Below are 11080 nucleotides of genomic sequence, written 5' to 3' on the forward strand. Positions count from 1 at the left end.
ACCCTCACACCTCGCGTCAGTCATCCACTGTCTCCCCCGCCCCGCCCCCGGATCGGCCGGGACTACCGGATCGTGGCCGTGTCGATCACGAAGCGGTAGCGCACGTCGCTCGCCAGGACCCGCTCGTACGCCTCGTTGATCTCGGACGCGTCGATCAGTTCGATCTCGGCGCCGAAGCCGTGCGTGGCGCAGAAGTCCAGCATCTCCTGGGTCTCCTGGATGCCGCCTATGCCGGAGCCCGCGAGGGTCTTGCGGCCGCCGATCACCGAGAACAGGTTGAGCCGGACCGGCTCCTCGGGCGCGCCCACGTTCACGAAGGCGCCGTCCGTACGCAGCAGGGCGAGGTAGGCGTCCAGGTCCAGCGGGGCGGAGACGGTGGACAGGATGAGATCGAACGTGCCGCGCAGCGCCTTGAAGGTCTCCGGGTCGCTGGTGGCGTGGTAGTGGTCGGCGCCGAGCTTCAGGCCGTCGTCCTTCTTGCGCAGCGACTGGGAGAGGACCGTGACCTCGGCGCCGAGCGCGTGGGCGATCTTGACGCCCATGTGGCCGAGACCTCCCATGCCGAGGATGGCGACCTTCTTGCCGGGGCCGGCGTTCCAGTGCTTGAGCGGGGAGTACGTGGTGATGCCGGCGCAGAGCAGCGGCGCGGCGACGTCCAGGGAGATGCCGTCGGGGATGCGCAGGGTGTAGTTCTCGTCGACGACGATCTTCTGGGAGTAGCCGCCGTAGGTGGGCTCACCGTCCTTGCCGACGGCGTTGTACGTGCCGACGCCGCCGCCGGTGCAGTACTGCTCCAGACCGGCCCGGCAGTTGTCGCACTCGCGGCAGGAGTCGACGAGGCAGCCGACGCCCACGCGGTCGCCGACCTTGAACTTGGTGACGCCGGAGCCGACCTCGGCGACGATGCCGGCGATCTCGTGGCCCGGCACCATGGGGAAGGCGGCCTTGCCCCAGCCCTCGCGGGCCTGGTGGATGTCGGAGTGGCAGATGCCGGCGAACTTGATGTCGATCAGGACGTCGTGCTCCCTGACCGCGCGGCGCTCGATGGTGGTGCGCTCCAGCGGAGCCTTGGCGGCGGGCGCGGCGTACGCAACGACAGTGGTCATGCCGGAGTTCTCCTCGGGAGGGGGGTGGTCCGTGCCCGGCTGTCTCGCGCCGGGCACGGCGTCAAGCCTGCCCGATCCCGCACGGCTCACCCAGACCACGGTTCTGCGTACGTTCGCTGGTCCTACCACTGGCGGGGTCAGGCTCGGCGGCGTACGACCGGTTGATACTGGAGGCATGGATGAACAGCCCTCCGCAGAGCCCGCCGGGGAAGCGGCCCTCCCCCTCGACCGGCGTGCCGAGCTGAGCGAGTTCCTGCGCAGCCGCCGTGCCCGGCTGAAGCCGGAGGACGTCGGGATGCCCGACTTCGGGCGGCACCGCCGGGTGCCCGGACTGCGCCGTGAGGAGCTGGCCCAGCTCGCCGGGGTGTCCGTCGCGTACTACACGCGCCTGGAGCAGGGGCACGGACGCAATGTGTCGGCGGAGGTGCTGGACGCCATCGCGAAGGCGCTGCGGCTGACGGATGCCGAGCACAACCACCTCACGCACCTCGCGAAGCCCAAGCAGCACAAGAAGCGGCAGGCGGCGCGGCCGCAGCAGGTGCGCGGCTCCCTGCGTCAGCTTCTCGACACCCTCGACGGCGTCCCCGCGTACATCACCGGACGGCGCTCCGACGTGCTCGTGTGGAACCGGATGGCGGCGGCCGTCTTCGGAGACTGGTCGGAGCTGCCGCCGCAGGAGCGGAACTGGGCGCGGATGGTCTTTCTGCGGCCCGAGTACCGGGATCTTTTCGTGGAGTGGGAGCAGAAGGCGATCGACATCGTCTGTCTGCTGCGCATGGACGCCGGCTGCCATCCGGACGATCCGCGGCTGGCCGCGCTGGTCGGGGAGCTGTCCGTGAAGAGCGAGGACTTCCGGCGGCTGTGGGCGACGCACGACGTGAAGGAGAAGAGCCACGGGGTGAAGCTGCTGCGGCATCCGCTGGTGGGCGACCTCGCGTTGCAGTTCGAGTCGTTCCGGCTGGTCGGTGACTCCGAGCTGGCGCTGGTCACGTATCACGCGGAGCCGGGGTCGAGCTCGGCTCAGGCGCTGCGGCTGCTCGCGTCGTGGGGGACGGACGCGACCCGCGCGGGCGCGTCCTCACCCCACTGACGGAACCCGGTCGGGGCCGGGCGGAGCGGCGCGTACGGCGGCGAGCACGGCTCACGGCCGGACGGCGGCACCGTACGCGGGTGCATCCGGCTCAGGGCCGGTACGGCGACACCGAACGCGGATGAACCCGGCTCACGGCCGGTACGGCGGGCACCGTACGTGGGTGCATCCGGCTCAGGGCTGGTACGGCGGCGCGGCTCCCCAGGTCCACTTCGGTACGGGCTGCTCCGCCGGCGGTGTCGCGTCCGGGCCGGAGAAGTACACGGCCAGCCTCGTGCCCCACTCGGCGTAGGCGAGGAAGGCCGAGCGGAACTCGGCGTCGGTGGGGAGTCCCGCGTCGTCGGCGGCGTCCTGGAGGAGGTTCACCCAGCGGCGGCGCTGGACCTCCGTGATGCCCTTGCCCAGGTGCTTGGCGACCATGTGACCGTGGCCGCCCTGGGCCTCGGAGTACCCCGGCGGTCCGCCGAAGACCTCGCCGAGCCAGAGGGCCACGTGGGCGGCGTGTTCGGGCGCGAGGCCCGCGAACAGCGGCGCGAGGAGGTCGTCCTTGAGGACCTTGCCGTAGAACGCCTCGGTGAGACGGGCGAAGGCCTCGGCGCCGCCCGCCCAGGCGTAGAGCGTGGGCACGGAGGCGCCCTGGCCGCGCACGGAGGTCGGTTTGTAGTGGCGCATCTCCTCGATGCTGCCGATGTACGGGCGGATCTCGGCGAGGAAGTCCGGGAAGAGCTCGGAGGCGCGGAAGCCCTCGATGTGGTCCTTGGTCGAGGTCCAGGTGATCCTCAGGACGAAGTGCTCGAAGTCCTCCTCGCAGCGGGCGAGTTCGTAGTCGACGCACTGCGGGGCGGCCGCGAGCTGGACGGCGGCACGGGTGTAGGCGGCCAGGAACGCGGCCGACTGCTCCTCGGGAATGCGGTACCGGATGTATTCGACTGTCGAGACGGTCATGTCTCCACACAAACACGGAAGGGCCACCGGAAGCTCTGTTTCCGGTGGCCCTTTCGCTGCGGGCTCATTCCTGCGGGGCGCGTGCGCGCCGCCACTACAGTGCCGCGTTCTCCTTGACGGTGATCTTGCCCTTGCGGATCGTCGCGACGCGCGGGGCCTTCTTCGCGATCGCGGAGTCGTGCGTGACCATGATGAAGGTCAGGCCGTGCTCCTTCCACATGGCTTCGAGCACCTCCATGATCTCGTCGCGCATGCTCTCGTCGAGGTTGCCGGTGGGCTCGTCGGCGAGCAGTACCTTGGGCTGCTTGACCAGGGCGCGGGCGATCGCCACGCGCTGCTGCTGACCGCCCGAGAGCTCGGCGGGCAGATGCCCGAGGCGCTCGGCGAGCCCCACGGACTCCAGGGCCGCGGCGGCCCGCTCCCGCCGTTCCTTCGCCTTGACCCGCAGCGGTACGAGCGCGGTCTCGACGTTCTCCTGGGCGGTGAGCGTGGGGATCAGGTTGAAGCTCTGGAACACGAAGCCGATGTTCTCGCTGCGCACCTTGGTGAGCTTCGCCTCGGACAGCTTCGCCATGTCGACGCCGTCGAGTTCGACGCTGCCCTCGGTGGGACGGTCGAGCCCGCCGAGCATCTGGAGCAGGGTGGACTTGCCGCCGCCGGTGGGGCCCTGGATGACGAGCCGGTCGCCGTCGCCGATCGTCAGGTCGATCCCGGCGAGCGCGTTGATCGATTCCTTGCCCCGCACATAGCGCTTGATGACGCCTCTGAGTTCGTACATGGTGTTACTCCTGGGATACGTAAGTACGTGAGGGGCGGGGCTTATTCGACGCGGCGCAGGGCGTCGGCGGGACGCAGCCGGGAGGCGCGCCAGCCGCCGAAGGCTCCGGCGATCAGGCCACCGGCCACGGCCAGGCCCACCGCGATGACGATGGTGTTGACGCTGACGGGCGCGGTGAGCGCGACGTCGAGGGCCTTGGAGGCGCTCTCCCGCGCCGGGCCGCCGAAGCCGCCGCCACCGAAACCGCCGCCGCCTCCGCCACGGCCCGCACTCGCCACCTGGGCCTGGAGGTTGGGGCTGATCTCGGTGACGACGTAGGCGCCCGCGAGGCCGAGGGCGATGCCGAGGACGCCGCCGACCAGACCGTTGACGATGGCCTCGCCGACCACCTGGCGGGTCACGCGGCTCGACGTCCAGCCGAGCGCCTTGAGGGTGCCGAACTCACGCACACGGCGGGAGACGGCGGAGGAGGTGAGCAGACCGGCGACCAGGAACGCGGCCACGAGCACCGCGATCGACAGCCACTTGCCGACGTTCGAGGCGAGGTTGGAGGCGGTGGACAGGGAGCCGGAGACCGTGTCCGCGAGGTCGGCGGAGGTGGTGACCGTCGTACCCGAGATGTTCTTCTGGATGGTGCTCTTCACGCCGGCGATCTGCTGCGAGTCCGAGGCCTTGACGTAGATCGTCGTGACCTTGTTCTTGGAGTCGCTGAGCGTCTGCGCCTGCTGGAGCGGAATGTAGAGGTTGGCCGCCGCGTCGCCGCTGTCGGGCGTCGCGATACCGATGATCTTGTACTTGACGCTCTTGACGGTGACGGTGCCACCGAGCTTGAGCTTCTTCTCCTTGGCGTACGACTTGTCCGCGACGACGACCTTGGCGTTCGTCTCGGAGGTCTTGAACGTACGACCACTGGTGATCTTCGACGAGGTCAGGGGGCCGAGGGCCGGCTTGGTGACGTCGGTGCCGTAGACCGTGTAGTTGTTGACGTCGAAGTTGGCGCCGCCGCCCTCGACACGGCCCTGCGGGGACTGCTGGGCCCCGGGGCCGCCCTGCCGGCTGCCGCCGCCGCTGTTCGGGTCCTGCTTGAACTGGCCGCGGGTGAACTGGCCGTTGATGCGGACGACCTGGAGGCTCAGGCCGCCGACGGAGTCCGCGACGCCCTGCTGCGCGTCGACCTTGGAGACGGTCGAGGAGGCCAGGGTCTGGAAGCCCTGGACCATGACGCGGTCGCTGCTCTGATCCTTGTCGGAATCGCTGTCGTTCGCGTCGAAGTTGAAGCGGGGGCGGTCGCTGGTGCTCTGGGCGGCGGCGGCCTTGGTGACCGTCATGTCGGTCCCGAGCCCGTACAGGGACTGCAGGACCTTGCCCTGGGCCTTCTCCATGCCCGAGGACACGGAACTGACCACGATGACCAGGGCTATGCCCAGGGCGAGCCCGGAGGCGACGACGAGGGCCGCCTTTCTGCGGCGGCGCAGTTCGCGCCTCAGGTAGGTGAAGAACATGCGCCGCAAGCTAGTTACGGCGCGTGATGAAGGAATAAGGCCGAAATAAGAGAACCATGAGAAGGCTGTGGCCGGGCCCAGAAATCTTTGGGAGACACCGGTGCGGGAGACGCCGATGCGCGTGAACACCGATGCGCGAGACGCCGATGCGCGTGAACACCGGTGCGGGAGACGCCGATGCGGCGGCGGCCCGTGGGGGCCACCGCCGCATCGGTGTTCACTCGCTCGCGCCCGGCCTCGGCCGGTCCGCCGGACGGGGCTCGGCCTCGGCCGGGCTCCCGCGCCTCGGGATCAGGCGGCCGAACCGGCCTTCCAGGCCGCCCAGTCCAGGTTCCAGCCGTTGAGGCCGTTGTCCGGGGCGATGGTCTTGTCGCCGGTGTTCTTGACGACCACGACGTCACCGATCAGCGAGTGGTTGAAGAACCACGCGGCCGGCGTGTTGGCGTCGTTGGCACCCTTGGTGTCGGACAGGCCGACACAGCCGTGGCTGGTGTTGACGGAGCCGAAGATGGACTTCGCGCCCCAGTAGTTGCCGTGGATGAAGGTGCCGGAGTTCGACAGACGCATCGCGTGCGGCACGTCCTTGATGTCGTACTCGCCCTTGCCGTCGTCGTTCGTGAAGCCGACGGTCGAGCCGTCCATCCGGGTCTCCTTGAACTTCTGGGAGATCACCATCTGGCCCTGGTACGTGGTGTGGTCCGGAGCACCCGCGGAGATCGGGATGGTCTTGACGACCTTGCCGTCCTGGGTGACCTGCATCGTCTTGGTCTTGGCGTCGACGATGGAGACCTGGTTGCGGCCGATCTTGAAGGTGACCGTCTTCTGCTGCACGCCGTAGACACCGCTCGCGCCCTGGACCCCGTCGAGGTTCAGCTTGAGGGTGACGGTGGAGCCGCCCGTCCAGTAGTCCTCCGGGCGGAAGTCCAGGCGGTTGGCGTTGAACCAGTGCCCGACGACCTCCTGGCCGCTGCTGGAGGTGACGGTGATCCCCTTCTGCACCGCGGCCTTGTCGGTGATCGCCTTGTCGAAGTTGATCGAGACCGGCATGCCGACACCGACGGTGGAACCGTCCTCGGGCGTGAAGTTGCCGATGAAGCTGTTGGTGGGGGAGACCGTGGTGAACGACGCGTTCTCGTGGGCCGTGCGGCCCTCGGAGTCGGCGGCCTCGGCTGCGATCTTGTACGTGGTGGCGCGGTCGAGGCGGTTCAGCGGCTTCCAGCTCTTCTTGTCCGGCGATATCTGACCGGCGACGGCGGTGCCGGACGCGGTCTTCATCGTGACGGACTTGAGCGTGCCCTTGCTGACCGTGACGGCGGTGCCGTTGTTGATCGAGGCGTTGTCGGAGCCGTCCTTGGGCGTGATCTTGATCAGGGCCTCGGACGTCTTCTTGGCCGCGGCCTCGTCGACCTTGGCCTGCGACGTGGAGTCGCCGCCGTCCGACGCGCCGGCCTTGTCGTCGCCTCCGCTGCACGCAGAGAGCACCAGCACCCCGCCGAGCAGTGCGGACGCCGCCACAAGACGCTTGCGCCGCTTACTGATCGTCATCACACGCTTCTCCATCGTCGCCGATTCCCGAAAAGGACTACGGCAGTCCCGTAACTACTAAGAACGCCGCAACCGGTTACTCCCGTTCCACTTCCCTCGGAAGTGTGGCTCACGCCACGTGCGCCGCATCCGGCCACAAGGACCGAAACGGTACGGAGGGTCGCTGCCGGGAGACACGGAGGCGGCCCGTGCCGCGCCGGGGGCAAGAAGCCCCGGACGGCGGTCGCCGGCCGGGGTCACGCCCCCCGGACCGCGTCAGCCGCGCACGTCTTCCTCGTCGTCCTCTTCGGCATCATCCTCGTCGATGTCCCAATCCGGCGAATCAGGATCGTAGTCAACGGGCTCACTGCTCCACGACGCCTGCGCGAGTTCCACTCCGGGCACCTCGCTGACCAGGTCGAACGGGTCGACGAGATAAGCCAGGGCTTCCGCAGTGTCTTCCGTCACTGCACCCTCGGCGTGCGCCCTTTCCTCGGCCGGCATGTCCGCATCATCGCTGATCCGGCCCAGTGCGGCCCGGGTGACGGCGTCGGCGTCGCCGATCTCCAGCACGAGTTCGACACGAAGCCGGACAAATTGTGAAGTCTCAGGGGTACTCATGGGAGGGAGCGTACGGCTCCTGGCGTGCGCGACTTTCCCACGACCCACGCCTTTCATTAGCATCGGCCCGCACGGCCAATTCGCAAGCGCCACAAGGGGATCGATATTTCGTGTCCGCCGCACGTCGATCGTTGCTGACCGCCACCGCAGCGGGGACCCTCCTGGGTGCCCTGTGGTTCGTCCCGTCCGCCAACGCGACCCAGGACGTACCGTCACCGAGCGCGACGACGTCGGCGTCCGCGGCACCGACCGTCACCGCGACGACGCGAATGTCCACCGATTCGGGCGACAGCGGGGCCCGTACGGTCTCCGACGACAACGGGCCGAACGCACTCTCCGACGGCAACGGGCCGCGCGCGCAGTCCGGTGACAACGGGACCCGGCTCGCGGACACGGGCGCCGTGGACACCACGCCGTATCTCGTCGGCGGCACGCTCTTCCTCGGTCTGGGCGCCGGATTCGTGGCGTATTCCGTGCGCCGAGAGCGCATGATTGCCTACTGAGCGCACCGACCGCGTTCCGGACAACCCACAGGGAAGCCATGCGAAAGCTGAGCGAGCTGACCGACGTCGAGGAACCGGCCTGGCCGCTGCTGTCCAAGGTGCTCGCCGCCAGCGGGGTGTCCATGGAGGTTCCCCCCGTGGACCTGGACCTGGGCCGCGCGAGCCTGCTCCAACTCCAGGTCACGGCACGGTCGTGGCTGGGCGGGATGGTGCTCAACTGCGGTGGTGTGGTGCTGGACAGCGGATGGCTGCGGATCTACGGCAGTCCGGTCGAGGACTCCTCCACGGGGCTGCCGGGCGGCACGACGGACCTGCCCTCGCTGGCCGAAGTCAACGGATTCCCCGAATACTTCGATCCGGACTGGCGCCCGCAGGACGGCGGGCTCGTCGTCGGCCACGACGTGCTGGGCGGGGTGTTCGTCCTCAACGGCCCCGACCCCGAGTCGGTGGGGCGTCCAGGTCATCCCGGCGAGGTCGTGTACTTCGCGCCGGACTCGCTGAAGTGGGAGTCGCTCGAAGTGGGCCACGGGGCATGGCTCCAGTGGCTCCTGCACGAGGGCACGGACCATTTCTACGACACGCTGCGCTGGCCCGGCTGGCGGGCCGAGTCCGGCGCCCTCACGGGCATCCAGGGGCTGTCCGTGGTGCCGTTCCTGTGGTCGGCGGAGGCGCGGCGCGACCTCATGTCGACCAGCCGCCGAGCGGTGCCGCTGGCCGAACTCCTCAGCCTGCACCGGGATTTCGCCCTGAAGCTGGACGGGGTGGACCCGGGTTTCCTCGGCGACGTCTGAACCCCCGCGACACGGGCCCGGTCACGGCTCCGGCCGCCGCGAGAACCGGTCTCCCGCCCCCCGAGACCGGGCAGCTCACACGGCGGCCCCGCAACCCGAGGCACATGCCAGGGAGTTACGGGGCCACGGCGAAGCCGAACCGATCCGGTCAGTCAGGTCAGACCGGTTCATACCAGACCAGGTCAGACCAGGTCTGGTCAGGTCAGACTAGGTCAGGACAGGACAGGACAGGACAGGATAGATCAAGCGGCCCTGCGGCCGCCGGCGCCCTGGCCGCCGTTCTGACCGCCGCGCTGCGGAGCACGCCCGCGGCCGCCGGAGCGACCCGCACCCGCGCCGCCACCGACCTCGCCACGACGGCCCGCGCCGCCACCGGCGTCCGTACGACGGCCCGCGCCGCCACCGGCCTCGGTACGACGGCCCGCGGCCGCTCCTCCCGCTTCCGTGCGACGGTTCGCGCCGGTGCCCGTGCGGCGTCCGGCGGGCGTGCCGCCCGTCGCGGCGCCGGCGTCCGTGCCCGGACGTCCGCCGCGCCGGCGGCGGGCCTGGCCGTCCGAACCGGCGCTCCCGCGTCCGGACGTGTCGCTGTCGGCGACCGCCGGGCGCCGGGCGCCGCCACCGGTGGCACGCCGCGTCTTGGGCCGCGCCTTCGGCTGCTCGACCGGCTGCGGGACCTCGATGACGACCGGGACACCGGAAGGCTCGCGGGCGCCGGTGAGACGGGCGAGTTCCTCGTCGCTGGACTTCACGCGGGCGGTGCGCGGCGTGATGCCCGCGTCCGCCATCAGCCGCGTCATCTCACGCTTCTGCTCGGGGAGCACCAGGGTGACGACGCTGCCGGACTCTCCGGCGCGGGCGGTGCGGCCGCCGCGGTGGACGTAGTCCTTGTGGTCGGTCGGCGGGTCGACGTTGACCACGAGGTCGAGGTCGTCGATGTGGATGCCGCGGGCCGCCACGTTGGTGGCCACGAGCGCGGTGACCTGACCGTTCTTGAACTGGTCGAGGGTGCGGTTGCGCTGCGGCTGGCTGCGCCCGCCGTGCAGGGCGGAGGCCCGGACACCGCTGGCGAGCAGTCGCTTGGTGAAGCGGTCGGCGCCGCGCTTGGTGTCGACGAAGAGGATCACCCGGCCGTCGCGGGCGGCGATCCGCAGCGCGACCGCCTTCTTGTCGGTCTCGTCGGCGACGTGCAGCACGTGGTGCTCCATGGTCGTCACCGCGCTCGCGGACGGGTCGACGGAGTGCACCACGGGGTCGGTGAGGAACATCTTGACGAGCCGGTCGATGTTCTTGTCGAGCGTGGCCGAGAAGAGCAGCCGCTGGCCGCCCGGTTCGACCTGCTTGAGCAGCGCGGTGACCTGCGGCATGAAGCCCATGTCGGCCATCTGGTCGGCCTCGTCCAGCACGGTGATCGCGACCTGGCCGAGGGCGCAGTCGCCGCGCTCGATGAGGTCCTTGAGCCGGCCCGGCGTGGCCACGAGCACCTCGGCGCCGCGGCGCAGCGTGCCGGCCTGGCGGCCGATCGACATCCCGCCCACGGCCGTGACCACGCGCAGGTTGACGGCGGTGGCGTACGGCGTCAGCGCGTCGTCGACCTGCTGGGCGAGTTCGCGCGTGGGGACGAGGACGAGCGCGAGCGGGTGACGCGGCTCGGCGCGGCGGCCGGCGGTGCGGGCCAGGAGCGCGAGCCCGAAGGCGAGCGTCTTGCCGGAGCCGGTGCGTCCCCGGCCGAGCACGTCGCGCCCGGCGAGGGAGTTGGGCAGGGTGGCGCCCTGGATGGGGAAGGGCTCGGTGACGCCCTGGGCCGTGAGGGTCTTCGTCAGGGCGGCGGGCATGTCCAGCGCGTCGAAGGACTCGACCGCGGGCAGTGCCGGCGTGATCGTCTCGGGCAGGGAGAACTCCTGCGGAGGCGCGACCTTGCGGGCGCCGGCGCGGCCGGCTCCCCGGCCCGCGCTCTTCGCGGAGCCGCCGGACTGTGCGGCACGTGCGTTCGCCGGCCGCTTACGGACGGGACGTTCGGATCGAGTCATGCTGGATCTGGTTTCCTTCCTGGGCCCACGGACTGCACACACAGCGCTCACCGACTGCATGAGCTGTCACAGCGCTGAGCCGGGTCCCGCACCCGAAGGGGCGGGACCCCGCTCGGGACAAGCGCTTTCGAACTAGGCGGGAACGATGTTCTCCGCCTGCAGGCCCTTCTGGCCCTGCGTGACCTCGAAGGTG

General features: G+C 70.0%; 10 protein-coding genes. 3 read left to right on the top strand and 7 right to left on the bottom strand.

Annotated features, from left to right (window positions below; translation table 11 throughout):
* Positions 1-62 precede the first annotated feature (62 nt).
* Complete coding sequence (locus ACFXGX_RS41890; protein ID WP_384803324.1) at positions 63-1106, bottom strand: NAD(P)-dependent alcohol dehydrogenase; 1044 nt, start codon at positions 1104-1106, stop codon at positions 63-65.
* 175 nt (positions 1107-1281) lie between these two features.
* Here ACFXGX_RS41890 and ACFXGX_RS41895 point away from each other — a divergent pair, with 175 nt between their 5' ends.
* Positions 1282-2196 (top strand): helix-turn-helix domain-containing protein, encoded by a 915-nt coding sequence (locus ACFXGX_RS41895; protein WP_384803327.1) that lies wholly within the window; start codon positions 1282-1284, stop codon positions 2194-2196.
* Between the two features lie 174 nt (positions 2197-2370).
* Here ACFXGX_RS41895 and ACFXGX_RS41900 read toward each other — a convergent pair whose 3' ends face one another.
* The 5 genes from ACFXGX_RS41900 to ACFXGX_RS41920 form a co-directional block, all read right to left on the bottom strand.
* A complete protein-coding gene (locus ACFXGX_RS41900) occupies positions 2371-3141 on the bottom strand; it encodes a group II truncated hemoglobin (RefSeq protein ID WP_384803330.1) in 771 nt (256 codons plus the stop codon).
* A 94-nt stretch (positions 3142-3235) separates the two neighbouring features.
* A complete protein-coding gene (locus ACFXGX_RS41905) occupies positions 3236-3919 on the bottom strand; it encodes an ABC transporter ATP-binding protein (RefSeq protein WP_384803333.1) in 684 nt (227 codons plus the stop codon).
* 41 nt (positions 3920-3960) lie between these two features.
* Positions 3961-5421 (bottom strand): ABC transporter permease, encoded by a 1461-nt coding sequence (locus tag ACFXGX_RS41910; protein ID WP_384803336.1) that lies wholly within the window; start codon positions 5419-5421, stop codon positions 3961-3963.
* A gap of 291 nt (positions 5422-5712) precedes the next feature.
* Positions 5713-6981, bottom strand: a complete 1269-nt coding sequence (locus tag ACFXGX_RS41915) for an Ig-like domain-containing protein (protein WP_384803339.1) — start codon at positions 6979-6981, stop codon at positions 5713-5715.
* Positions 6982-7221: 240 nt separating this feature from the next.
* Entirely contained in the window at positions 7222-7566 is a 345-nt protein-coding gene (locus ACFXGX_RS41920; protein WP_384803342.1) for a hypothetical protein, read from the bottom strand.
* Between the two features lie 110 nt (positions 7567-7676).
* Between ACFXGX_RS41920 and ACFXGX_RS41925 the strand changes: the two genes are divergently transcribed.
* A complete protein-coding gene (locus tag ACFXGX_RS41925; protein WP_384803344.1) occupies positions 7677-8069 on the top strand; it encodes a hypothetical protein in 393 nt (130 codons plus the stop codon).
* Between the two features lie 38 nt (positions 8070-8107).
* On the top strand, positions 8108-8860 hold the full coding sequence (locus tag ACFXGX_RS41930) for a DUF2625 family protein (protein ID WP_384803347.1): 753 nt from the start codon (positions 8108-8110) through the stop codon (positions 8858-8860).
* Positions 8861-9102: 242 nt separating this feature from the next.
* On the opposite strand, the gene ACFXGX_RS41935 is transcribed toward ACFXGX_RS41930, so the two are convergent.
* Positions 9103-10887 (bottom strand): DEAD/DEAH box helicase, encoded by a 1785-nt coding sequence (locus ACFXGX_RS41935; protein WP_384803350.1) that lies wholly within the window; start codon positions 10885-10887, stop codon positions 9103-9105.
* Between the last annotated feature and the right edge of the window lie 193 nt (positions 10888-11080).

This window comes from Streptomyces sp. NPDC059371, from assembly GCF_042751995.1.
Taxonomy (GTDB): Bacteria; Actinomycetota; Actinomycetes; order Streptomycetales; family Streptomycetaceae; genus Streptomyces.